Source organism: Acidimicrobiales bacterium (genome assembly GCA_035294085.1).
Lineage (GTDB): Bacteria > Actinomycetota > Acidimicrobiia > Acidimicrobiales > Bog-793 > DATGLP01.
Genome location: DATGLP010000015.1, coordinates 30004 through 53891 on the forward strand (window position 1 = coordinate 30004; position 23888 = coordinate 53891).

15 protein-coding genes, 2 tRNA genes and 3 pseudogenes are annotated in these 23888 nt (G+C 71.3%); 8 read left to right on the forward strand and 12 right to left on the reverse strand.

Annotated elements, in window-relative coordinates:
• Positions 1 to 6 precede the first annotated feature (6 nt).
• The 3 genes from hisD to VKV23_05620 form a co-directional block, all read right to left on the reverse strand.
• Positions 7 to 1278 carry a histidinol dehydrogenase gene (gene hisD, locus VKV23_05610; protein ID HLI15516.1) on the reverse strand — a complete coding sequence of 424 codons (1272 nt, stop codon included), beginning with the start codon at positions 1276 to 1278 and terminating at the stop codon, positions 7 to 9.
• A gap of 274 nt (positions 1279 to 1552) precedes the next feature.
• Complete coding sequence (locus tag VKV23_05615) at positions 1553 to 2557, reverse strand: ABC transporter permease (GenBank protein HLI15517.1); 1005 nt, start codon at positions 2555 to 2557, stop codon at positions 1553 to 1555.
• On the reverse strand, positions 2554 to 3534 hold the full coding sequence (locus tag VKV23_05620) for an ABC transporter permease (GenBank protein HLI15518.1): 981 nt from the start codon (positions 3532 to 3534) through the stop codon (positions 2554 to 2556). The genes VKV23_05615 and VKV23_05620 overlap by 4 nt, the downstream gene beginning before the upstream one ends.
• Positions 3535 to 4054: 520 nt before the next feature.
• On the opposite strand from VKV23_05620, the gene VKV23_05625 reads away from it, so the two are divergent.
• Positions 4055 to 4144: transfer RNA gene (locus tag VKV23_05625), tRNA-Ser, on the forward strand.
• 46 nt (positions 4145 to 4190) lie between these two features.
• On the opposite strand, the gene VKV23_05630 is transcribed toward VKV23_05625, so the two are convergent.
• Complete coding sequence (locus VKV23_05630) at positions 4191 to 5228, reverse strand: glycerophosphoryl diester phosphodiesterase membrane domain-containing protein (GenBank protein ID HLI15519.1); 1038 nt, start codon at positions 5226 to 5228, stop codon at positions 4191 to 4193.
• Positions 5229 to 5338: 110 nt separating this feature from the next.
• Between VKV23_05630 and VKV23_05635 the strand changes: the two genes are divergently transcribed.
• Positions 5339 to 5412 (forward strand) — tRNA-Arg (locus tag VKV23_05635).
• Positions 5413 to 5557: 145 nt separating this feature from the next.
• Positions 5558 to 6694 (forward strand): tyrosine-type recombinase/integrase, encoded by a 1137-nt coding sequence (locus VKV23_05640; protein HLI15520.1) that lies wholly within the window; start codon positions 5558 to 5560, stop codon positions 6692 to 6694.
• Between the two features lie 17 nt (positions 6695 to 6711).
• On the opposite strand, the pseudogene VKV23_05645 reads toward VKV23_05640, so the two are convergent.
• From VKV23_05645 to VKV23_05660, 4 genes and pseudogenes are all read right to left on the reverse strand, one after another.
• Positions 6712 to 7499 (reverse strand): annotated as a pseudogene (locus VKV23_05645) (transposase).
• Between the two features lie 195 nt (positions 7500 to 7694).
• Positions 7695 to 8930 (reverse strand): annotated as a pseudogene (locus tag VKV23_05650) (IS256 family transposase).
• A gap of 137 nt (positions 8931 to 9067) precedes the next feature.
• A pseudogene (locus tag VKV23_05655) lies at positions 9068 to 9358 on the reverse strand (transposase).
• A 150-nt stretch (positions 9359 to 9508) separates the two neighbouring features.
• Positions 9509 to 10432: a hypothetical protein gene (locus VKV23_05660; protein ID HLI15521.1), complete on the reverse strand. Its 924-nt coding sequence runs from the start codon at positions 10430 to 10432 to the stop codon at positions 9509 to 9511.
• 318 nt (positions 10433 to 10750) lie between these two features.
• On the opposite strand from VKV23_05660, the gene VKV23_05665 reads away from it, so the two are divergent.
• From VKV23_05665 to VKV23_05675, 3 genes are all read left to right on the forward strand, one after another.
• On the forward strand, positions 10751 to 12010 hold the full coding sequence (locus VKV23_05665) for a hypothetical protein (GenBank protein ID HLI15522.1): 1260 nt from the start codon (positions 10751 to 10753) through the stop codon (positions 12008 to 12010).
• 100 nt (positions 12011 to 12110) lie between these two features.
• Complete coding sequence (locus VKV23_05670; protein ID HLI15523.1) at positions 12111 to 12737, forward strand: hypothetical protein; 627 nt, start codon at positions 12111 to 12113, stop codon at positions 12735 to 12737.
• A gap of 481 nt (positions 12738 to 13218) precedes the next feature.
• Positions 13219 to 13629, forward strand: coding sequence for a PPOX class F420-dependent oxidoreductase (locus tag VKV23_05675; protein HLI15524.1), 411 nt, complete (start codon positions 13219 to 13221; stop codon positions 13627 to 13629).
• A 427-nt stretch (positions 13630 to 14056) separates the two neighbouring features.
• Here VKV23_05675 and VKV23_05680 read toward each other — a convergent pair whose 3' ends face one another.
• The 4 genes from VKV23_05680 to VKV23_05695 all read right to left on the reverse strand — a co-directional run bounded on the left by VKV23_05680 (position 14057) and on the right by VKV23_05695 (position 21083).
• On the reverse strand, positions 14057 to 16639 hold the full coding sequence (locus VKV23_05680; protein ID HLI15525.1) for an ATP-binding cassette domain-containing protein: 2583 nt from the start codon (positions 16637 to 16639) through the stop codon (positions 14057 to 14059).
• A gap of 127 nt (positions 16640 to 16766) precedes the next feature.
• Complete coding sequence (locus VKV23_05685; protein HLI15526.1) at positions 16767 to 17915, reverse strand: substrate-binding domain-containing protein; 1149 nt, start codon at positions 17913 to 17915, stop codon at positions 16767 to 16769.
• An 85-nt stretch (positions 17916 to 18000) separates the two neighbouring features.
• Positions 18001 to 19269, reverse strand: a complete 1269-nt coding sequence (locus VKV23_05690) for an ABC transporter permease (protein ID HLI15527.1) — start codon at positions 19267 to 19269, stop codon at positions 18001 to 18003.
• The gene (locus VKV23_05695) at positions 19266 to 21083 is read right to left on the reverse strand and encodes a thiamine pyrophosphate-binding protein (protein ID HLI15528.1); all 1818 of its coding nucleotides are present in this window, start codon (positions 21081 to 21083) and stop codon (positions 19266 to 19268) included. The genes VKV23_05690 and VKV23_05695 overlap by 4 nt, the downstream gene beginning before the upstream one ends.
• Before the next feature lie 330 nt (positions 21084 to 21413).
• Here VKV23_05695 and VKV23_05700 point away from each other — a divergent pair, with 330 nt between their 5' ends.
• The gene (locus VKV23_05700) at positions 21414 to 22382 is read left to right on the forward strand and encodes a Gfo/Idh/MocA family oxidoreductase (GenBank protein HLI15529.1); all 969 of its coding nucleotides are present in this window, start codon (positions 21414 to 21416) and stop codon (positions 22380 to 22382) included.
• Positions 22382 to 23830: an aldehyde dehydrogenase family protein gene (locus VKV23_05705; protein HLI15530.1), complete on the forward strand. Its 1449-nt coding sequence runs from the start codon at positions 22382 to 22384 to the stop codon at positions 23828 to 23830. Before VKV23_05700 ends, VKV23_05705 begins: the two co-directional genes overlap by 1 nt.
• Positions 23831 to 23888 lie beyond the last annotated feature (58 nt).

The window sequence follows — 23888 nt, forward strand, 5'->3', positions numbered from 1 at the left end:
CGCGGGCTAGCCCCGCGACCAGCGCCGCAGCCGGAGGTCCGCCTGCTCCTTGTGCCCCCAGAAGCGTTCGACCTCGCAGATGCCCGAGACGTGGCGCCCAACGACGACACTCGCCTCGCGCGTCGCCCGCTGGTAGGTGACCGTCTTCAGGAACTTGCCGACCCACAGGCCGCCCGTGTAGCGGGCCGCGCCGCGCGTCGGGAGGATGTGGTTCGTGCCGATGGCCTTGTCGCCGTAGGCGACGTTCGTCGCCTCGCCGAGGAAGAGCGCGCCGTAGTTCCGGAGGCGTTCGAGGTAGTAGTCGGGGTCCGAGGTCAGCACCTCCACGTGCTCGAAGGCGAGCTCGTCCGCGAGGGCGACCGCCTCCTCGGCGCTGTCGACGAGGTAGATGCGCCCGTAGTCGCGCCACGCCGGCCCCGCGACGTCCGCCGTCGGGAGCGAGCGCAGCTGGCGCTCGCACTCGGCGAGCGTCTCGCGCGCGAGCCGCTCGCTCGTCGTGATGAGCACCGCCGGCGAGGTCGGGCCGTGCTCGGCCTGGCCGAGCAGGTCGGTCGCCACGAGCTCGGCGTCGCAGCTGTCGTCGGCGATGACGAGCACCTCGGTCGGGCCCGCGACGAGGTCGATGCCAACCGTCCCGAAGAGCTGGCGCTTCGCCTCCGCGACGTAGGCGTTGCCCGGACCGCAGACCATGTCGACGCGCCCGATCGTCTCGGTCCCGAGGGCCATCGCGGCGATCGCCTGCACCCCGCCGAGCACGTAGATCTCGTCCGCACCCGCGAGGTGCATCGACGCGATCGTGGCCGGGTAGGCGCCGCCCTCCAGCGGCGGCGTGCACGCGATCACCCGAGGGACCCCGGCCACCTTCGCCGTGAGGATACTCATGTACGCGGAGGCGACCATCGGGTAGCGGCCGCCCGGCACGTAGCACCCGACGTTCTGGACCGGGATGTGCCGATGGCCCAGGCGCACACCCGGGATCGTCTCCACCTCGAGCTCGTGCAGGGTCTCGAGCTGCGAGGTGGCGAAGCTGCGCACCTGGTCCTGCGCCCATCGGATGTCGTCCAGCGTGCTGGTCGGCACCTTGGCCAGGCTCCCCGCGATCTCGTCGTCGCCGAGGCGGAACGACGGCGGGCTCCAGCCGTCCAGCGTCGCGGACAGCTCCCGGACGGCGGCGTCCCCGCCGGTCCGCACCCGGTCGATGAGCTGGGCGACCCGAGGCGCGATCTCCTCGCTCGCGTCCGCGGGCGAGCCGAGCCCCTCCTTCACGGTCCGTACCATCGCCCCTCCTTGGCTCGCAGAGCGCCGCGGCTGGCGCCGCCCAGCGGCTGCCCGTCGAGCCGCGCCGGATCCGAGGCGCCCACCACCTTCAGCGCTCGGCCGGCGCGGTGCAAGTCGCCGACGCGCGCTCGTCGGACAGCTTCGTCGAGCGCCAGACGCTACATGTGCGCGAGGGCGACGCCGAGAGGTGTCGGTCCCGCGAGCTGCGAGAGACGCGGCGCGACGCGCGATCGCGACGCGCACCTCGATCGGCGCGTGGAACGCCCCAGGCTCGTCACGTCGGCTGCCGCCTGCCTCGAGCGAGCACGGCCGCCACGAGGATCGCCACCGCGAAGACGATGTCCTGGAGCGGGCCTCCCAGCCTGGCGCCGCCCAACATGGTGCTGAGCGCCTGGAGGACGATCGCCCCGGCCACCGTGCCGAGGAAGAGCCCCCTGCCGCCGGTCGCCGAGGCGCCACCGACCATGACGGCCGCGAGCGACAGGAGCAGGTACGGGTCGCCGATCGACAGGTAGCTCTGGCCTCTGAAGCCCGCGAGGAGCAGGCCACCGATGGCAGCGCTGACGCCGCTCAAGACATAGGCGCCGACGATCGTCGACCGCCTGCACGTGGACGCCAGCGCGGGCGGCCGCGCGCCCATGGCAGCGGGCTGGAGGGTCCTGCCGCGGGCCATCTTGGCCGTGACGGCTGTCCCGAGGATGAGGAACGCGAGCAGGACGACGACGAGCGCCACGAGCGCGCCTCCGGAGAAGCCCCCGACGGCAGCCTTGGTGATCACCGCCGGCGCCGACCCCGTCGGCTGCCCGCCCGAGGAGACGAGCGCCGCTCCTTCGACGACGGAGTTCGTCGCAAGCGTGACAATGACCGGTGACGTCCGAGCCACCGTGACGACCAGCCCGTTGACGAGACCGATGAGCGTCCCGATCCCGAGCACGAGCAGGACGGCGGCCGGAGCGTGCGAGCTCAGCCCCTGCGTCACCCCGGTCAGCACGACCGCCGCGAGCGTCATCGTGGCCGGGACCGACAGGTCGAACCCGCCGGTCAGCACCACAAGGCCCTGTCCGAAGCCCACAAGGGCAGTGAGCGTCGCCAGGCTGAGAACCGTCCGCACGTCGCTCGCCGAACCGGACCTCGTACCGACGAGGCGCGTGCAGGCGAGGAGGACGACCGCGACCACGTAGAGTGCGACGACCCCCCGGTTGGTCGCCCCGAGCAGCCACCTCCGGACGGAGGCACGCCGGCCTGCCTCGGCGACCGGTCGCTCGAGCAGCGAGCTCACGCGCGCCCGTCCTGCGGTGCGGCGGGTGTGCTCGCGCCCGGCGCCGCCGGGCTCCCCCACCGGCCGACCCCGCTCCCGCCGTCGAGGACGAGCCCCTTGAGCACCGCAGCGAACAGGATCGCACCGTTGAGCACGCCCGTGTAGAAGGCCGGCACCTGGAAGGCAAAGAGGATGTCGTCGACCGAGGTGACGATGAAGGCACCGAGGATCGCCGTGAGAGGATCGCCGCGGCCGCCGCCGAGCCGAGTACCGCCGAGGACGACTGCGGCGATGGCGGTGACAACGAGCGTGCTGCCGAGGTTGGGGTCCCCGCTGCCGCTCATCGCGGTGAGGAGCAGCGCCGCGGCGCCGTAGAAGAGACCCGCCAGGGCATGGCCGGCGACGATCGTGCTCCGGACCCGCCTGCTGCTCGAGGGCGCGGCTTCGGCCTCGGAGCCGAGGGCATACAACCTGCGAACCCAGCCAGTCCGCTTCGTCGCCCACCACACGAGCACAGCCGCCACCAGGAGGTAGGTCGAGTTGGGGATGCTGATCAGGAAAGATCCGCTCAGGGTGCTCGCGAACCCGGATTGGACCGTCCCGCCAGGCTGCGACCTGACGAGGAGCGCCACGCCTTGCCAGAGGAACGACATCGACAGCGTTACCAGGATCGACGGGAGGTTGAGGCCGGCGACGAGCAGCCCGTTGGTCGCGCTGACCGCAACGCCAGTGGCGAGCACCTCGATCGAGACGCCCAGCTGGGAGCCTGCGGAGGCGCCCATCTGGCTGACGAGGATCACGTTGAGCAACGAGAGGATCGAGCCGATCGACAGGTCCAGCCCTCCAGCGACGACGACGACGGCCTCCCCGGCGGCGACGAGGCCCAGGCCGATGCCGCCGTTGGCGAACCCCTGGACCGACCCGGCCGTTCGCGCGCTCGGGTCGACGGACCAGTAGACGGCCAGCAGGACGAGGAGCAGCAGGACGGCAACGACCACGGAGCGCCGCTCGGCCCCCCACGCGCGGGCGTGCACCAGCAGCGACTGGGTCGGCGCCCGACGCGGCGCTTCCGCGCTCGTCAGCAGCTGACGCCCGACACCAGCCATCGCGGACGACGCCTCCTTGATCGCTCGCGCGCCGCTGCGAGTATGAACGGGCGACCAGCCTGTGTCATCGTGAGGACGCCGTTCGTTGAAGCGTCGCCGACCTCGTGCGAATGCCAGGGGCTGCTGTACCTGGTCGGCGATGGCGCGGATGCCCGAGCCCCGCTGCGCCGCACGTCACGCCCACGTCCTCGACGCAGCCGCGAGCCACAGGCACGGCGTCGACACTGCGCAGGCGACCAACCAGGACCAAGCCACCTCACAATCACTCACGGCCGTCACGCTGCTGCGACCGGCCGCGGCCTCGGAGCAACCGATGATCGAACGAGTGCCGGGTCGGTGGCGCGCCGAGCCGGTCATGGCGCCGACCGCCAGCGCGCCAGCCGCGAGGTTGCGGGTTAGAGTACGGGCACCGGGAGAGGTGCGAGAGCGGCCGAATCGGGCTCACTGCTAATGAGTTGACCCGGGGCAACCGGGTCCGAGGGTTCAAATCCCTCCCTCTCCGCTCACCGATCGAGGGGTGCCTCGCGCCTGTCGCCGGCGACGTGCGCCTAGTTTGGCTCGCCGCCCTGCCGGCGACGGGGCGGGGGCGGCTTGGGGGACGGCGCCGGCCAGCCCCGACGAGCGCCGCCTCGCCCGTCCGTCGCTCCTGCCTCGCCCCCTCGCGCTCGTGCTGGTTCGACCTCCGCGGGTGTCTCCGGTGGCTGCACGTCGCTCGCTTCACCGCCGTCCGCGACCTCGGGTACGCCGGGCCACGCTGCTGATTCCTCGCGTGGCGCGACACGGGTCGCGCCACCGAGCTCCGCCAACAGCTCGATCCCCCCTTCGCGTGCGACCGACGCCGCGTTCGCGCCCTCGACCGTCGCGCGCAGGTAGAGGTAGACGACGGCGACGAGCGCGATCTGCACCGGCGAGAGCAGGAGCTCGAGACAGTACGCGACCACCTGTGATGCCGTCGCGTTCGCGGCGCCTGACGACGCGAAGAGCGCGCCGACGATGAGGCCGACGACGAGCGAGATGACGAGCACGGCCGCCTCGACGAGGACAAACGCGCCGAAGACCGTCCACCACCGCCCCCGCACGAGCCGGCGAGACCGCCTGAGCGCGTCCCACCCGCCGCGACGTTCGATCACGATCGCAGGCATCGCGACGAACCAGGCGAACCAGAGGTAGATCCCCGGAGCGACGAAGCACACGAGACCGAGGAAGCCGAGAATCACGATCGCGCACGCGCCGGAGAAGAGCGGTCCGACCCGTGCCGCGGCAACCCGTACCGACTCCCTCCAGTCGGCAACCCCGCCGACGGCCGCGCTCACGGCAGCGTGCACCCCCGTCCCTACGGCGAGGAGGCCTCCCAGCGCGATGACCAGGGCACCGAGCACCGCCAAGAGCTCCGTCGAGCTGCTCGCGCGGCTCGCGCCGCTCCTGTAGGAGTCGAGTGCCCAGCCGCCGAGCGCGAGACACGGCGCGAGCGCGACGGCCGCCGCAGCCAGCAGGCACCGGTAGTGGGATCGTGCGAGGCGGAAGGCGGCGCCAGCGAGGTCGCCCGGTCCGGGTCGCCTGACCAGTCCGTCCGCCGCCGTGGACATGGAGGAACGCTACCAAGACGACGTATGTCCACCCTGCCCCGACCGTGGTGCGCTCCGAGTAACCTGTTGACCGCTGAGCGAAGGAGCCCTCGGGCCCTCTGTTCACGCGGGCGCTCGTAGCTCAATTGGAGAGAGCATCTGACTACGGATCAGAAGGTTGGGGGTTCGAGTCCCTCCGAGCGCGCTAGAACAGTCCAGGTCAGACGGTCTTCTCGGGTCGTCGTCGCATCCTTGAGTTAGCCTGACCCTCGAAAACCCAACACGAAACCCAACAACGCTGTTGGGCGGGTCGGAGAGGGGGCCTCGAAGTGGCCGGCAGCATGAGGCAGGTGGGCAGGGACACCTGGGAGCTGCGGGTGTACCTGGGCAGGGACTCCGAGGGGCGGGTGCACCACCGCCATGCCCGCTTCCGGGGATCGCGCCGCCAGGCGGAGCGCGAGTTGGCCCGTATGGTGGCCGAACAGGAGGCCAGGCCCGCCCCCGCACTCGAGGAGCCCCGCCTATGGGGCCCTTCGACAACGGTCAACGACGCCATCTCGGCTTGGCGGGACAACGGCTGGGAGGATCTCTCGCCCAAGACCGCCCGCCACTACGAGAGCATCTGGCGCGTGCACATCTTCGCCTCGATCGGCCGGCGGGGGATCTCGTCTCTTACCACCTACGACGTGGAGCGTTTCTATCGTTCCCTCAAGGCGGCCGGCCTGTCGCAGGCGACAGTCCGCCAGGTCAAGTCGGTGCTGCACCGAGCCTGCCGCCTGGCGCAGAAGTGGAGCGGCGGCAGCTTGCACAACCCGGCCGCGGACGCCGATCTTCCGGTCTGGAGGCTGGAGGAGAAGCGTGAGGGCGTGCGAGCCCCTTCGCTCGGCGAGGTGCGGGCGTTGATCCAGGCGGCGATGGCGGCGGAGATCCGCTTCGGGACCCTTGTGCGCTTGCTGGCTGCCACCGGCATGCGCAGGGGGGAGGCATGTGCCCTTCGCTGGAGCGACGTTGAGTTCGACACGGGTCTGGTCACCGTGGACGAGAGCGTGGTTGGCGCCAAGGGTGGGGCAGTCGTCAAGTCCCCAAAGACCAAGGCCAGCATCCGTAGGCTGGCCTGCGATCCGGCTACCGTTGCCGCGCTCCGGGAACTGCGAGCCGAGCAGGAGCGGCTGGCTTTGGTCTGCGGCGAGCCACTGACCGAAAGCGCGTTCGTCTTCTCCTTCGAGCCAGCGGGTCAAGTGCCTCCCTATCCAGACTCCTTCAGCCACGCCCTCGCCCGCCTGCGAGATAAGGGGCTGGTGGCCCCGGACGTGCACCTGCACTCGCTTCGACACTTTCACGCGACTGCACGCGACCCCGTGATCAGCGAGGCTCAGAAGCAGGCCCGTCTCGGCTGGTCCACCGTGCAGATGGCGCGCCACTACACCGACGGCCTGTCCGAGGAGGATCGTCGGGCTGCCGAGCACGTGGGCGAGCTTCTCGGTTGAGAGCCCGGACCCGACCGCCGGGCGGTGTTCCAGACCTCGCGACGGACCTCGTCGAGGACGTCGGTGGCCCACTCTGGACGACATGAAAGCTGTCGATGCAGAGCGTGGCGTTCTTGGCCCGCTCGGCGACGACGTCGGCTATCCCCTCGGCCCCGTCGGCCGAGACGAGGGTGATCTGCGCACAGCGCTCTTCGCCGAGCAGGTCGAAGAACCTGTTCAGCGTCTTCTTGTCCCGGCCGACCGCCGCCCAGACGAGGCGCCGCGAATCGTGGTCGACACAGATCGTCAAGTAGCGGTGCCCGCGCTTGTAGCTGATCTCGTCGATGCCGATGCGACGGAGCCCGTCGAAGAGGTCGTGCGCGGCGCGCCCGCCCGCGACGACGCGGGAGACGACCGATCCCACCGTGCGCCAGGCGACACGCATCATCGAATAGACCGTCGACTTCGCGGTGTGGGTGACGAGCCAGGCCACCTCGTCGTCGAAGTCCCGGGTGTGGCCGGCCCCGTGTCGGGCCCACGGCACCTGGGCGACCGTCGGTCCGTGGGTGGGGCAGCTCACCCTCGGCGAGTCGGCCTCGAGAAAGCACATCACCGTCCCGAGGTCGAGACACCGCCAGCGTCGCCGCCCCTCGCCCTGGTCATAACCTGGAGCACGGACCCCGCAGCGTCCGCAACGGCGCTTGGCCGCCTTCCTCGGGCGCACGTGCGCGACGACCGCGTTCGCCTCCTCGTCGACCTCGACCGACTCGATCACGGTGGCCTTGTCGACACCGAGCATGCGCCGCCATACGTTGGCACCGAGCAACGTCGTTCTCCTTGCCTCGTCTTCGGACCCTTCGTCAGGTCGAAAACGTAGACAGGAGGCGGCGTTGCTCGCGTCTCAGCTGCTCAACGCGCCCACGGATCGGTCAGGAGAGCCACAAAAGCCGACGCCCGGCGCAGGGGTCAAGTCCGGCGGAGTGGTGTATGACGACTTCCGTGTCAACCGTGTTGCCTCGGTTCAGCTGATGGCTTCGAGCTCCGCTGGCACCACCTCCTTCGGGTCGGTTCCGACTGCGCCGCCGGCGGCGGCGCTCAGACGGGCTTTGGCGAGTGACTCGGCGCTCATGGAGCGTCGTGCCACGGCCCACTCGTCGTGCTGTTCGGCGAGGACGGCGCCGCAGAGGCGGATGAGGGCCGGGCGGTTGAAGAAGATGCCGACGACGTCGGTGCGCCTCGGAGCTCCTGGTTGAGCCGCTCCTGGCCGTTGTTGGACCAGATCTGGCGCCAGTGCTCGACGGGGAACGTGGAGAAGGCGAGGAGGTCGGCCTCGGCGTCGGTGAGGAACGCTGCTGCGTCGGGGAACTGTCGCTCCAGCTGGTCGACGACCCGGTCGCACTGAGCCTTGACCTGGGCGGCGTCGGACTGCGCGAAGATCGTGCGCACGAGGGTGGCGACCATCGCCTGGGCGGACTTCGGCACCCGGGTGAGCAGGTTGCGCATGGCGTGGGTGCGGCACCGCTGCCAGGTGGTCCCGGGCAGCACTGCCGCGATGGCGTTCTTCAGGCCTTCGTGGGCGTCGGAGACGACCAGGGCAACGCCGGACAGCCCCCGGGCAACCAGGCCGCGGAGGAACGCCGTCCACCCAGCCCCGTCCTCGGTGGTGAAGCAGTCGACGCCGAGGATCTCCCGATGGCCCTCCGCGTTCACGCCCGTGGCGATCACCGTCGCCACGCTCACCACCTGCCACCCTCTCGCACCTTGTGGAACAGGGCATCGAGCCACACAGAGGTGTAGGGGCCGGCGTCGAGGGGGCGGTTGCGGAACTCGGTCACCTTCTGGTCGAGGTGCTTCGCCAGCTCGGAGACCTGGGACTTCGGCATTCCGTCGATGCCCATGGCGCGCACCAGGTCATCCACCCGGCGGGTCGAGACGCCCTCGACATACGCCTGGCACACGACGCTCACGAGCGCCTGCTCGGCTCGCCGGCGAGGCTCCAGCAGGTTCGGGAAGTACGCGCCCCGCCGCAGCTTGGGATGTCCAAGGTGATCGTGCCCGCCCGGGTGTCCCAGCGCCGGCGCCGATGCCCGTTGCGGCTGTTCACCCGGGCGTCGCTGCGCTGGCCGTAGCTAGCGCCGCAGAGCACGTCGACCTCGGCGTCCATGAGCAGCTCGGCCGCCATCTTCACCATCTCGCCGAGCAGTTCACTGCCCGCCTCGGACTCCAGGTACTTGCGCACGAGCTCACCCGCGCCCATCGTGTTGGTGACGACCACCGTGTTCTCCCTTCAGTTCCATCGCTGGTTCTTGAAGGTTGACACGGTGGTCGTCGCGTCTGGGGGACCCTCATGAGGGGCTACCCCTCGTACACCACTCTGGCGGACTCAACTGGCGCAAGGATCTCGTTGGCCCGGCGGAGCTCTCGGTTCTCCTGCTCCAAGGCCTTGATCCGCGCGGCCTACTCGCTCGTCACCCCGGGCTTGACCCCGTCGTCGATGTCGGCCTGACGCACCCAGGCCCCCACCGACTCCTCGCCGTAGCCGAGCTGGCGGGCGACGCGCCCGATCGTTCCGTGCTCGGTGCCGAGCTCCGCGCGCGACTGTCGGACGAGGCGGACGGCCTGCTCCTTCTCCGCCGGCGTGTACCGGCGCGTCGACCGCTTCCCTGGGATCTTCTCTGTTGGCATGGCTCCATCTTCCTTTCCAAGGTGTGGAGCCTCCAAGGGACCCAGTGTGGTTCATGCCGTCGGCCGGCCCGCACCCGACCGATGCTTGATCCGACGACGACGACGACCGACTACAACAACCGACCAAGCCAACTCCGCGGAGGAGCGCTATCAGGTCCGATCACCGCGAATTCTGTTGATCGCAGAACGCGAGGATCCCTGATCGTCCACACCGTTGTTGGTTGCCGGCGGGGCAGGAGTGACTGGGGCTTCGAGTCGGTCTTCCAACACCCAGTACGTGTTGCGCATCCGCCTGTAGTCGAAGATGTCACCCTGCGGGATCTTCTTCACCGTCACGAGGCCGCGCTCGGCGAGCTCTCGGACACCCTTGGTCCACGTCTCGGGTGAGAGGTCATAGCGGATGTGGGCCTGACGAGGCGACACCCACTGAGCAGTGGGGCGGCCGCCTTGCAGGTCCAAGAGGATGATGAGGATCGCCAGCGCTGCTCCGGATAGCACGACGATCCAGCCGTTGCGCCACAGCCCGAGCGGTAGCCGCACGTAGCGGTCGTCTCCGCCAGACGGCCGAACGTAGGGGTCGCCGGTCCCGGACTGGCTGAGGAGTCGCACCGGTCCCGGAGCACCGCGCGCCCGCTCGGAGACAATGAAGCGGTGCGACGCGAGCCATCTGATCGCGTCGCTCACCCGCCGGGCCCCGAGATGGTCGGGGTCGGCGAGATCGAGGGTCTCAGCCCACGAGCGCGCAGGGATCGCCCCTTGGATGTCGTAGGGCGGGCTCACGGCGAGCATCGCCATCGTGAGGTAGAGCTTCAGGCGGACCTCGCCTCCGCGGCCGCCCCGGACCATCTCGGCAAGCGGAGGTGGCGGCGCCGCTTCGTCACGACGGCGCACGAACGCCTCGGAGAGTGCGACGGCACTCCGCCGCTTCGAGCGCTCGACCAGGACTTTCATGCGGCGTAGGGCCACTTCGGAAGGTTGGGCTGAGAGGTTCTTCGCCTTCGCAGCGGTCGATCCGGGCGTGCGAGGCGTGCTTGGTTGCTCTGGTCGTTCTTGGAAGTCCTTAATGTCCGCCACAAGCGGGACTTTACTACAGAGAGGCGTACACGTGGATCCGGTAAGAGCGGTCTTTCTGTCTGGTGCAAGCGATATCTCTGATGGGCACAGGCGGCTTGTTCACGCGGATGTCCAGCGGTACCGGTTCTAAATCCCCATGGTACTGTGCGACTGGAGGCGCAGGTAGATGAGAAAGGGCCCGCTCCGGTACGAGCGAGCCCCCTCCCTCGGCTCCGACAAAAGCCAAAGCCGGCACCGCGGTAGCGGTGAATGTAGCAACCTCATCCTACCGTCGGCACCGGCCTGATTGCCCTGTATGGGCAGGAAGGAGCGTGTGCGATGGTCGTACAGCTCAACGCCAGTGACGTCCCGCGGCCCGTCGAGGTCGATGAGCACGGTGTGCACATCAACCTGCTGGAGGATGACCCGACTGTGGTGCGGGTGGTCGGGGAGGCGGACGATCCCGAAAGGGCCGTCCGCACCTTCCTGCGGGTCGGGGCGGCAGCCACCTTGGTGGCCAAGACGGACTTCGAGAGCCACGTGGTCGAACGCCGCTTCGACGGGATGACCCGCAGGTTCGATTCCTCGCTCGACGCGGCGGTCACGAAGATCACCGACGTCGGCGCCAAGCTGCTCGATGAGGAGACCGGAGCCCTTCCCAGGACCTTCCGCGAGCTTAAGGACGGCATCGGAGCCATCCTCGACGAAACGTTCAACGAGGACTCGAAGAAGAGCGCCGTATCGAAGTTCGACGCCGTCCTTCGGGCGGCAGTGCAACAGCTCCACGACGAGGTCCGCAAAACGTTCGACCCCGACTCCGAGGACGCGCCTCTGTCCAAGACGCGGCGGGAGATCTTGGAGGCGGTGCACGAGCACTTCCGCGACCTGCGGAGCGACATCGGGGAGCTAACGACTGCTCTCGCGGTAAAGAACGCCCGGGCGGTGGCCGAAGAGCGGACGGCGGTGAAGGGGTTCTCCTTCGAGGACCTGGTCGAAGAGGGGCTCACCCGGATAGGGGCCGTCCACGGCGACGTCGTCGAGCGTGTCGGGACGCGGACCGGCGCGGCGGGCACGAAGGCCGGCGACCTGCTGGTCACTGTCAACCCCGACGACACCGCCGGCAACGACGCGCGCTTCGTCGTAGAGTGCAAGGACCGCAAGCTGAGCCACTCGAAGGTGATCGAGGAGCTCGAGCGGGGCGCCGCCAATCACGACGCCGTCGCCTCACTCGGGGTCTTCAGCCGTCAGGACCTGGCTCCCACCACGATGCCGTTTGTGTGGTGGGGGAACCGGGCAGTGCTCGTCTACGACAAGGACGACCCCGACGACGCGGCCCTGCAGCTCGCATACTGCTGGGCCCGCTGGGTCACCCGGCGCGAGCTCGCCGGGCGGTCGGAGACCTTCGACGCGGCACGGGCCGAGGCGGCGCTCCAGCGGGCCCGAAAGGCGCTCGCCAAGCACCAGGCGGCGCGTGCGTGCTTCACGTCGGCGACGAACAAGATCTCCGAGGGCAGCCGCCACGTGGACGGTCTCGTCGAGGAGGTCCGCGCAGCGCTCAGGGAACTCTGGGACCAGCTGGAGGACCCCGGATCGGACTGACCCCGACGTCAGGTGATGCGAGAGGGTGGCCCGTATGGGCCACCCTCTCGACCAGCACTGATCCGAAAGCCCCTCGGCGTCACGGTGAGAGAATCCGATCATGCTGTCCGACGAAGTTGCCCTGGCAATCGCGCAGTTCTTTGCCGAGCGTCGCGGACCGTCCCATGACGAACTGGACCGGCTGATCGCGCGAGCTGGACTCGCACACGTCGATCCCCGGAGGACTGATGCCGTGGCCGGCAAGATGAAGCGGGTCCGGGCCGTCCTCCTGTACGCCACGAGCAACGACGAAGAAGCCGGCGAACGCCTTGTGGGATCGCCAATCTCGGCGTTGCGAGCGGCGGGGTCGTTCAGGCCGGGCGACGACAACTACGCCGGGGCTGTCGCCGTCCAGGCCCTGCAACGTGCTCTGTCGACCCTCGGCTTCGATCTCACGGCCGATGGAGTGGTCAATCCCAAGTCGATGGAGGGGCTGAACGGCAGCCAGATGACGGACGCGCTCCGAGCCCTTGTGAAGCGCGCTCGATCCGCCGGTGACGACGCCGCCCTGCGGATCGGGGCGGCGAAGGAACTGACGGAGGCGACCGCCCGGCACGTGCTGGTCGAGAGGGTCGGCAGCTACCCCGCTCACGGAAACTTCCAGACGACTCTCCACCAGGCGTACACCGTCCTCGGCCTCGCCGCGCCCAACCCGAGCGACCTGGGCGCCCTCGTCGGAGACGCATGAGAGAGCGTCGAGCGGGCCCTGTCCATCCTTGCCTGCGCAGTCAACCGCTACCGCAACGAGGCCGGGTCCAGCCATGGTCGCCCACGGGCGAGTACGGCGACCCAGGACCAAGCGAGGTTGGCTGCCGCAGCCTCTGCGCTCGTCAGCGAACTCTTGCTGTCTGAGCTCTGAATGTCCCGCCTGGCGCCGTTTTCCCAAGTGGCGGCGACGAGTGGGAGCTCAACTACCGTCCGGAAGCCCTGCAAGCCGCACAACCGTGTGTCGGGATCGCGGGGGGAAGGCTGGCACGCGACACGCCGCCCTCGTCTTGCTCGATATCCGCGTGGACACGAACTGCTCGTGCCACCGGCCGAGGATTCGTCAGCGCCTTGACGGACCCGATGGCCAGATCCCACCAGAGTCGGCCACGATGCCGCGAGCCGTGGACCGAAGGCAGGTGGCCTCCGGGCGTCGGTTTGTACCTCCCTGGTACGTTTCCGTCGTGGACATCGGCGAGGCCGTCGCCTTCATCGGCGCGAACCACCGTGCGGTGCTCGCGACGACTCGCGCCGACGGCCACCCGCAGCTGTCGCCGGTAACTGCCGCCGTCGACGAGCACGGCGTCGTCCTGATCAGCACGCGCGAGACCGCGATGAAGACGCGGCACCTGCGCGCCGACCCGCGCGCCGCGCTGTGCGTGTTCACCGACGCCTTCTTCGGACCGTGGGTCCAGGTCGAAGGCGAGGTCGAGATCGTCTCGCTACCGGCGGCCATGAACGGCCTCATCGACTACTACCGCCGAGCCGCCGGCGAGCACCCGAACTGGGACGAGTACCGGGCCGCAATGGTGCGCGAGCGGCGCGTCCTGCTCCGCCTCCACGTGCGGCGCGCCGGCCCCTCCGTCTCGGGCTGAGCCGCTGGCTCGCGCCTCGCTGTGGACCAGCGGGCTCCGTGCTGGGGACAAGCCGGGGATCGCCTCGGTCTCCTGTCGAGAACCTCGGGATCTCTGCCAAGAACCTTGACGGGAGCTTCTCGCTGCCGGATGCTTCACGGCGTAGGGTTCGCGGCGCTCGGGAGAAGCGGAGCGCGGTGGGCCGGCCGCAAGGCACGGTCCGCAGGGCTCGCCCCCCGGTGCCCCGTCCCTACGGTGCGTGGTGCGCGGCACCGTGCGGAGCGCTTCGGCGCGATGGCGGCGCCGCGGGGCTGGCGGATGGTGGCCCGCCGAGCCGCCGGTCGCGAGGCCGGCGGACGGCCCCAGCGCACGGGTAGCGGCCCCGGGGAGTCCGCCGGCTCGACCGGCGGCTACCCGGGGCTGCGCCGCGCCGTGGGGGGCGCAGCGGTCAGACGAGCCGGTCCCCGTGCCGTGGACGGCGCACGACCCCGGCGACCCCGACGATGAGCAAGAGCGCGAGGCCGGTCATGATGTTCTCGGCGAAGGGGTTGAAGTTGAGCAGGTCGAAGCCGTTCACCATGACGGTGAGGACCAGCACCGCAGCGGTCAGGCCACCGAGGCTGACGTAGCCGCCGAAGAAGCTCGCCCCGCCGAGGATGACGGCCGAGATCGCCTGGAACGCGAGCCCCGACCCCGAGTTGGGCGCGCCGCTGCCGAGGCGCGAGGTGAGGTAGAAGCCGGCGAGGCCTGCCATGAGACCGCTCAGCGCGTACGCGAACACGAGCAACGGCCCGCTCCGGATGCCGTTCGCACGCGCCGCGTGCGGATCGCGGCCGAACGCGAACAGGTGCTTGCCGAACGGGCTCCGGTAGAGGAAGAGACCAGCGAGGAGGAGGAGGGCGGCGAGCACGATCGTCGCCACCGGGACAGGACCGATGCTCGACGACGCGATCTGCCAGTACGTGCGCGGGATCGGCCCGACGCTCTGCGGGTACCAGATGAGCGCGAGGCCGTTCACGACGAGCGCCACCGCGTAGGTGACGAGGAACGAGGGCAGCCCCGCGAGCACGAGACCCGCGTTCACGAGCCCGGTCAGCAGGCCGATCCCGACGAACGCGGCGACGGCGAGCCCGAGGTCGTGGTCGACGAGGAGCTGGGCGGTGACGAGGTTGGTGAGCGTCAGCGTGGCGCCGATGCTGAGGTCGATCCCCGCGGTGAGGATCACGACGAGCTCACCGAGGCCGAGCAGACCGAGGATCACGACCTGACGGCCGATGTCCTCGAAGTTCGTGGCCGTCCCGAAGAACGACGTACGCGACGCCAGCGCGACGCACATCGCGGCGAGGGCGAGCAGCGGGACACCCGCGCTCGAGGTCGCGAACCTGGCGATCGAGGTGCCGGGCCGGTGCACGGCTCGGAGCGCTGCCCGCAACGCAGCGGCGACGCCCCCGAGCGGGCGGGTGGGCCCGCCGACCGCCGCCGCGCCCTCGAGGGGCGGAACTGCCGCCGTGCGGGGGGCGCTGCTCGTCATCGCGCGCAGCAGCTCCTGGCGGGTCACGCGCTCCCCGTCGAGCCGCTCCACGATGCGCCCGTGCACCATGACGATCGCCGAGTCGCACAGCTCGACGATCTCGCGAGTGTCCGACGACACGACGAGGATCGCCATGCCGTCGGAAGCGAGCTGGCGGAGCACGCCGTAGATCTCCTCGCGGGCCGCGACGTCGACGCCGCGGGTCGGCTCCGCGGCGATGAGCACCCGAGGCGTCGACGCGAGGCAGCGGGCGAGGAGGACCTTCTGCTGCTGGCCCCCGCTCAGCATCGAGCACTGCCGGTCGAGCAGCTGCGGCGCGAGCGCCACCCGTCGGGCAGCCTCCTCGGTGCGCTCCGCGATCCGCCGTCGCGACACGAGCGGGCCCCGCCGGGACGAACGGAGCACGCACGCAGCGACGTTCTCACGCGCCGAGCGCACGAGCACGAGGCCGTCCCGCTTGCGATCCTCCGGGGCGAAGGCGACGCCGGCGCGCACCGCCGCCTGCGGGCCGCGATCGTCGATCCGCCTCCCCGCGCAGGCGACCCGGCCGGCGATCGGACGGCGCAACCCGGCGATCGTCTCGGCGACGGCCGTCGCGCCCGAGCCGCGCTGTCCGGCGAGGCAGACGATCTCCCCGCCCTTGAGCTGGAGCGAGACGTCGCTGAAGCTGTGACCGCTCAGGCCCTCGACCTCGAGCACGGTCTCGCCGGCGCGGCGGGCCTCCTGCGAACGACCACCCGCCCTCGCGTCGCGCCCGACCATGAGCCGTACGAGGGAGCGCTCCTCGGTCTCCCCCGGCGACACCTGCGCGACGACGCGGCCGTCGCGGATGACGGTGATGCGGTCCGCGAGGGCGAGGACCTCCTCGAGGCGGTGCGAGATGTACAAGATGGCGAGGCCCTCCGCCTTGAGGGCCCGGACCACTCCGAAGAGCACCTCGCTCTCCCGGTGGCTGAGCGCCGACGTGGGCTCGTCCATCAGGAGCACGCTGACCTCGCGGCTCAGCACCCGCGCGAACTCGAGGAGCTGGCGCTCCGCGACCGACAGGCGAGCCACCCCCGTCCCGGCGAGCGCGCCGTCGAGGCCGACGCGCCCGAGCGATGCGCGCGTGGCCCGGAGCAGCTCACGCCGGTCGATGAGGCCGATGCGCCCCCGCGGCTCCCTGCCGAGGAAGGCGTTGTCCGCCACGGTGAGGTTGTCGAGGACCGTGAGCTCCTGGTAGACGGCGCCCACGTGCCGCTTCAGCACCTCGGAGGTGCCCAGCCCCGAGATCGGCCGGCCGTCCACGAGCACGCTGCCGGCGTCGGGCTGGAGCATCCCGGTGACGAGGTTCACGATCGTGCTCTTGCCGGCGCCGTTCTCACCGATGAGGGCGTGCACCTCGCCCCGTCGGCACTGCAGCGAGACGCCGCGCAGCGCCTGGACGCCCGGGAAGGACTTCGAGACCTCGCGCAGCTCCAGCGCCGGGACCTCGTCCTCGGGTGATGGACCGTCAGGCATCGCAGCTCCTCGCGTCAGGGGCACCGCTCCCGGCGGGCCGGGAGGCCCCGACGCCGGAGCGCTGCTCCGGCGCCGGCGCCTCTGGCCACCGGCGTGGGGGAGATCGCCGTCGGGCCGCCCGCACTCCCTACGACTTGCAGTAGGGGTTGAACCTGCACGGCATGGGCCCCGCCCACCACGCGTTGTCCGACTCCTTCAGGCCGACGTAGTGGGAGATGTTCGACGCGGTGATGTTCGGCTTCGGCACGATGAAGTCCTTCGGGACCGGCTTGCCCTCGAGGATCTTCACCGCCTGGAGCACCGCGTACATCCCGACGTCGACGGGGATCGGCGTGATGATCGACGGGATGTGCGTCTCAGCGACGATCTTCATCCAGCCGTTCGCGTCGTCCCCGGTCCACGCCTTGATCTGCGAGACCCGTCCGGCCTGCTTCACGGCGTCGTAGCAGCCGACCCCCTGGTTCCCGCTGATCGAGGCGACCGCCTGGATCGACGGGTAGCGCGTCAGGATCGCCCGCATCTCCTGCTCGCAGACGGCCGGCTGGTAGTTGGCGTACTGGGTCGTGAGCACCTTGATGCCCGGGTAGTGGGCCAGGATCGACTTGATGCCGTCGACCTCCTGCACCGTCGCACCGTTGCCCGGCTGCCCGCCGATGATGACCACGTTCCCGTGCCCGTGCAGCCGCTCCGCGACCCAGGCACCCTGCAGCAGCCCGTTGTTGTTGTCGCCGTCGTTCAGGAACTCCGTGTAGTTCGAGCAGCTGACGGCGCGCTCCTCGATGAGGACCGGCACCCCCTCGCGCTCGGCCTTCGCGATGGACGGGCACAGGGCGGAGGTGTCGGTCGCCGCCAGGATGATGGCGTCGACGTGCTGGGCGAGCAGGTTCTCGATGTCGCTGATCTGCTGGCTGATCGAGTCGTTGGCGTTCGTGTACACGAGCTTCGCCTTGCCGTGCGTGAGCGCGATGCCGTACTCAACCTCGGCCTTCGCCATGATGCGCCAGGAGTTCGAGAGCGACGCGTCCGCGTAGCCGATCTTGAACGGCGGCTTCTTCTTGAACTTCGTCGTGTTCACCATCACGCCCTTGAACGGCGGCGTCGGCAGCTTCGGCGGCTTGAACACGAAGGTGTCGCGCCCCCCGCTCGACGGCGCCCCCGCGGCCGCCGTCCCTGCCGCCGCGGCGACCGTGAGCAACGCGGCGGCCGCCGCGACGGCGGCCCTCCCGAGAACCCGGCTGCTCGATCTCGGCAGCCGGTGCTTGACCTCGCTGCGCATCACACGTTTCCTTTCTCTCCATCCCCGCTGCGCTCCGGACTGCGGCTCGCGCCGCAGGCCGAGGCGCGGCTGGTCGACTTGTCGTTCAGCGCCCGAAGGCGTTCAGCGGCTCCTCACCTCCAAGCAGCACCCCCCTTTCTCCTCCGTCACCGCTCCGGCTGGGCTCGGAGCAGACCTCGCGCGCCGCCGGATCCGCCGTGTGCGGCCCCAGCAGCTCGGGCCGCTTCCGCCGAGGCCGGCGGCCTCCCAGGCGATCCGCGAGCACGACGAGTCGCGCCGCGACGCGGCCGCTCCCTCGCTCGAGGCGGGCGTGGAACATCAGCCCGAGCACGAGGATGGCGCCCGTGGCGACGGACTCGTAGCCGACGGGCACCCCCGACATCGTCAGGAGGTCGAAGATCACGCCGAGCACGAGCGCGCCCCCGAGTGCGTTCGACGCCTCCCCCCTGCCGCCGAACAGGCTCGTGCCGCCGATCACCGCCGCGGCGATGGCGCTCAGCTCCATGCCCGAGCCGAGGAAGCTCTGCCCCGACCCCTCGTAGGAGGTCTCGAAGATCCCGCCGAGCACCGCGCCGAGGGCCGAGAGCGCGAAGGCCCAGACGAGAACCCGCCCCGTCCGCACGCCTGCCGCGATCGCGGCACGCCGGTTGCCGCCGACGAGGTAGAGCTCCCGCCCGCTCGCACTGCGCCGGAGCAGCAGGCGCGTGCCGAGCGTCGCGACGAGCAGGACGGGCAGGCCGATGGGGATCCCGCCGAAGGAGCGGACGGCGAAGCCGGCGAAGCCCGGTGCCAGGTTGCTCGCCGGGCCGCCGGACGTCCACAGCAGGTTCGCCCCCTCGAGGATCAGCATCATGGCGAGCGTGACGATGAACGAGGGGATGCGGGCGAGCACGACGAGGGCCGCGTTCACGACCCCGACGCCGACGCCGATCGCGACGGCGAGCGCGACGATCGGCAGGATCATCGAGTTCTGCGAGGCCATGAGGTTGGCGAGGATCACCGAGGTGAGCGAGACGATCGAGCCGACCGAGAGGTCGATCTCCCCGGCGATGAGCGCGAACGTCTGGCCGAGCGCGAGCAGGGCGACGGGCGTCGCCTGGCTCACGATGTTGTCGAGGTTGGCGACGGTGAGGAACTGCGGGAAGGCGACGGCGCCGGCCACGATGAGCGCGCCGAGGAGCGCGTAGCAGCCGGTCCGGGAGGCCGCGTTCGTGACCCGGAGCGCCCGGACGCGCTCGTCCTGGCTGAGCGGACGCGCCCACGCCCCGGCCGACGCAGGTGCAGCCGGGGCCGGGACCGGTGCGGCCAGCTCGGAGAGCCCCGTCCCGGTGACCCGTGGGCCGAGATCGGTCACGGCCGCGTCCTGTCGGTGCGCCCGGGCGGCACGACGTCGTCACGGCGCGAGCTCGGCTGGGGGTGCGGGAGCGGCGGCAGCGCCCACGAGCCCGTCGCCAGCGGGGACGCCTCGGGGTCCACGACGACGCTCACGACCGATGGCCGGCCCGACTCGATCGCCGCCGCGAGCGCCTCGGCGAGCTCGCCTGGCTTCTCGACGGCGAGCCCCTCGGCCCCCATGGCCCGCGCCATCGCCGCGTAGTCAGCGGAGTAGGGCTGGCCGTCCTCTCGCGCGAAGCTCGTCGCGAACTCTCGGCTCGGCCCGAAGTAGCCGCGCTGGATGTCCCGAATCGAGATGTAGCCGCCGTTGTTCCACACCACCCAGGTGACCGGGATCCCGTACTCGACGGCGGTCGCGACGGCACCGGGCAGCATGAGGAAGCCACCGTCGCCGACGACAGCGGCGACCGGCCGGTCCGGGGCGGCCAGCTTGGCGCCGAGCACGCCGGCGACCCCGAACCCCATCGCACCGAATCCCCAGCTCTGCAGGAGCGACGCGGGGCGGGGCGCCTGCCACGCCTGGACGATCCAGTTGTGGTGCACGCCGACGTCGGACACGAGGATCCCGTCGGCCGGGAGCACCCGGCGCAGGTCGTGCAGCAGCCGCTCGGGCCGGATGGGCGTCGCCTCCGAGCGCGCGTGCTCCGCGCCGGTGCGCTCCCAGTCACGACGCCACGAGGCGATCTGCGACCGCCAGGCGCGCCGCGCGTCGGCGGCCCCGAGGTCGGCACGCCCGGCGAGCGCCACGGCGAGGGCGCGGAGGAACGCTCGCGCGTCGGCGACGATGCCGAGCTCCACCGGGTAGTTGCGGCCGAGCTCCTGCGGGTCGATGTCGACGTGGATGAGCTTCGTGGGAGGGATCCGGTAGGTGTAGCCGGGGATCCACGAGCTCGCCGCCCGGTCGTCGAAGCGGGTCCCCACCGCCAAGATGACGTCGGCGGTGCTCGCCGCCCTGTTCGCGGGGAGGCCGCCGTTGCGGCCGACCTCGCCGACCGCGAGCTCGCTGGCGGGATCGAAGCAACCCTTCGCCGAGGGGCTCCAGGCGACCGGCAGGCCGAGCAGCCTCGACACCTCGACGAGGGCCGCAGCCGCTCCGGCGACCTCGACGCCGTGGCCGGCGATGGCGAGGGGGCGCTCGGCGGTCACGAGCAGCTCGACGACGGTCTCGAGGTCCTCGGGTGCGACGCCGACGCGCGACGAGATCCCGCGGCGCCACGCGGAGGGCTCGGGGAGCTCGACCTCCGCCTCCTCCACGAACACGTCGAGCGGCACGTCGAGGTTCGCCGGGCCGGGCCGGCCGGTGAGCATCGTCGAGAAGGCCTGGCGCAGCATGAGCGGGAGCTGCTCGGGCCGCGTCGCCTGGAAGCTGCGCTTCACGTAGGGACGGACGACGCTCGGGAAGTCCGCCTGGAAGTAGCGCCCCGTCTCCTGGAAGGCTCCCCGGTTGAACTGCGTCGTCGGGATGTTGCCGGTGATGGCGAGGAAGGCCGACGAGTCGAAGAGCGCGCCCGCGAGCGCGATGACGAGGTTCGCCGAGCCCGGGCCGCACGAGGTGAGCGTGACGGCCGGCCGGCGCGCGACCCGGAAGTAGGCGTCGGCCATGAAGCCCGCTGCCGCCTCGTGGTGGACGGAGACGACGCTGAGGCGGTCGCGAGCGTCGAGGAGGGCGTCGAGGAGGCCGACGTTCCCGTGCCCGCAGAGCGCGAAGACGTGGCGGACGCCCTCGCGCTGGAGGTACTCGGCGATCATCTCCGAGCCGCGCATGCGAACCATGACCGAGCCCCCCTCCGACCCGCACTCCGGCGAGCACCCGCCGAGATCTTCGGGTGCGAGCGTCGCGCCGAGCCGCTGTCCTCCTGCTGCGTCTCGCCTGTTGCGTCTAGCGCACTCGCTTGCGCACCCCACACGAGTATGCGACACTCGCCGGTAGCCGTCAAGCAGCGGGCGCGACGGCGCCGGTCTCTGCTGGCGCTGCGTGTTGACGCCGGCGCGACCGCCGGGGAGCATCTCCCTCGGTGCCCGCCGGGCAGCGCGTGGTCACGGCGCGGCCGGGTGCGAGCGCTCGGCCGGTCCGGGAGGTTGCGACGTGTCGGGGAGGTTCGCATGGACGGCCTGAGGTGGGCGCTCGTCGGCACGACCGGGTGGGCGGACGCGCTCTTCGCGCCTGCGCTGCGGCGCACGCCCGGGGCGGTGCTGCGCGGCGCGGCGGGGTCGGGCGCGGACGGCTCGACCGCGTTCAGGGATCGCCACGGCGCCGAACGTGCCTACCGCGACCTCGAGGAGCTCGCCGCGGACGACGCCGTCGACGCCGTGTGGGTCGCCACGCCGAACGACCTGCACGCCGCCCAGGCGATCCGCCTCCTCGAGGCCGGCAAGCACGTCCTCGTCGAGAAGCCGCTCGCCACGCGCGCGAAGGACGCCGAGCTCGTCGTCGACGCGGCGCGCCGCAACGGGCGCGTCCTGCGGGTCGGCTACCACCACCGGTTCCGCTCGGTGCACCAGGCCCTCCGCCGCTACGTCGCGGAGGGCCGGCTCGGCACGGTCGGCGCGGCGCGCTTCCACGCCTTCTCCGCCTACCCCCACGAGCCGCCGGCCTGGCGACGCAGCCCGGAGCGCAGCGGCGGCTGGGCGATCAACGACGTCGGCACGCACCTGCTCGACCTCGTCCTGTGGATCCTCGGGCCGGCCGAGCTCGCGGGCGCCTGGTTCGGCAACCCCCGCTTCGGCCTCGACACCGACGACACCGCCACGTTGCTGCTGCGGCTGGCCGGCGGTGGTTCCTGCGTCGTGGACACCTCGACGGCGCTCGAGAGCCCCGGCGCGAGGATCGAGCTCTACGGCACGCTCGGCTACCTGCGAGCCGAGCGGAGCTTCGAGGGGGCGGCCGTCCTCGACACCTCCTTCGGCGACGCGCAGCACTACCCCGAGGACGACGCCTTCCGCCTCGAGGTCGAGGACTTCCAGCGCGCCGTGGCGGGCGGCGAGTCGATCGGGGAGGCCGGGGAGCTCGCCGTGGAGAACGTGCGCCTCATCCAGGAGGCCCGCGCGCTCGACGCCCGGCGGGGCGCCTGATGGGACACCCCGAGCTGGCGGACGCCAAGCGCCTGAGCGGCGTCCTCGTCGACGGCCGCTGGCTCGAGGACGGGCCGGAGTCGCCGGTCCTCGACAAGTACTGGCGCCGCCCCGTCGCCACCGTCGCGTGCGCGAGCGCCGAGCACGTGGACGCCGCGCTCGACGCGGCGTGGCGGGTGGCGGAGGGCGAGCCGCTCCCACCACGCCGGCGCGCCGAGGTCCTCGAGGCGGCGGCCGGTCTCCTCGCGTCGCGCGCCGAGGAGGTCGTCGGCCGCTACGTCGACGAGACCGGCTTCACCGTACGCGACGCCGAGACCGAGCTCGCCCGGACCCGCGAGATCCTCCGCCTGTGCGCGGAGGAGGCGCGACGGATCGCCGGCGAGGTCGTCCCGATCGCAGGGGCCCCCGGCGGGGAGGGCCGCCTCTCGTTCACGCTGCGGGTCCCCGTCGGCGTCGTCGTCGCCATCTCGCCGTTCAACGCCCCGCTCAGCACCGTGGCCCACAAGGTCGGGCCGGCGCTCGCCGCGGGGAACGCCGTCGTGCTGAAGCCGGCGAGCGCGACGCCGCTGTCGGCCATCCACCTCTGCCGCGCCCTGTGCGACGCCGGCCTCCCGCCGGGCCACCTCGGGCTCGTGTGCGGACCGGGGTCGATCGTCGGCGAGCGCCTCGTCCCCGACCGACGCGTCCGGTACTTCAGCTTCACCGGCTCGACGCGCGTCGGCCTGCTCGTCAAGCAGCGTTCCGGGATCGCGAAGACCCAGCTCGAGCTGGGCGCCAACAGCGCGACCATCGTCTGCGCGGACGCCGACCTCGACCTCGCCGCCCAGCTCGTCGTGCGCGGCGGCTACCGCAAGGCCGGACAGGTGTGCACCTCGGTCCAGCGAGTCCTCGTCGAGGAGGCGGTCGCGCGCGACCTCGAGGACGAGCTCGCCCGGCGGGTCAAGGCCCTGCGCGTCGGCGACCCGCACCTCGAGGGCACCGACGTCGGGCCGATGATCGCCGAGGAGGAGGCGGCACGTGCCCTCGGCTGGGTCGACGAGGCCGTCGCGGCCGGCGCTCGCCTCCTCGCCGGCGGCACCCGCTCGGGGCCCGTCCTCGAGCCGACGCTGCTCGGAGACGTCCCGCTCGAGTGCCGGATCATGCGCGACGAGATCTTCGCCCCCGTCGTCGCGCTCCACCGGGTCGCCGACCTCGACGAGGCGATCTCGGTCGCCAACGCCACCGCCTACGGTCTCCAGGCCGGCGTGTTCACGCGCAGCCTCGACGGCGCGCTGCGCGCCGTGCGCGCGCTGCGCGTCGGCGGCGTCCTCGTGAACGACACCTCGAGCTACCACGCCGACCTCATGCCCTACGGGGGGGTGAAGGACAGCGGCTACGGCCTCGAGGGACCGCGCTACGCCGTCGCCGACATGACCGACACGCGCACCGTCGTCATCAGGGCCTCCTAGCGCGAGGCGCCGGCGCTCGGGCGCGACGAGGGCCGGCCCCGACACCCGGGGCCGACGG

Excerpts from the sequence above, each read along its gene's own strand:
- hisD (HLI15516.1), bottom strand. The coding sequence starts at position 1,278 with ATGGTACGGACCGTGAAGGAGGGGCTCGGCTCGCCCGCGGACGCGAGC.
- VKV23_05630 (HLI15519.1), bottom strand. The coding sequence starts at position 5,228 with ATGTCCACGGCGGCGGACGGACTGGTCAGGCGACCCGGACCGGGCGAC.
- VKV23_05665 (HLI15522.1), top strand. The coding sequence starts at position 10,751 with ATGGTCGTACAGCTCAACGCCAGTGACGTCCCGCGGCCCGTCGAGGTC.
- VKV23_05670 (HLI15523.1), top strand. The coding sequence starts at position 12,111 with ATGCTGTCCGACGAAGTTGCCCTGGCAATCGCGCAGTTCTTTGCCGAG.
- VKV23_05680 (HLI15525.1), bottom strand. The coding sequence starts at position 16,639 with ATGCCTGACGGTCCATCACCCGAGGACGAGGTCCCGGCGCTGGAGCTG.
- VKV23_05685 (HLI15526.1), bottom strand. The coding sequence starts at position 17,915 with ATGCGCAGCGAGGTCAAGCACCGGCTGCCGAGATCGAGCAGCCGGGTT.
- VKV23_05695 (HLI15528.1), bottom strand. The coding sequence starts at position 21,083 with ATGGTTCGCATGCGCGGCTCGGAGATGATCGCCGAGTACCTCCAGCGC.
- VKV23_05700 (HLI15529.1), top strand. The coding sequence starts at position 21,414 with ATGGACGGCCTGAGGTGGGCGCTCGTCGGCACGACCGGGTGGGCGGAC.
- VKV23_05705 (HLI15530.1), top strand. The coding sequence starts at position 22,382 with ATGGGACACCCCGAGCTGGCGGACGCCAAGCGCCTGAGCGGCGTCCTC.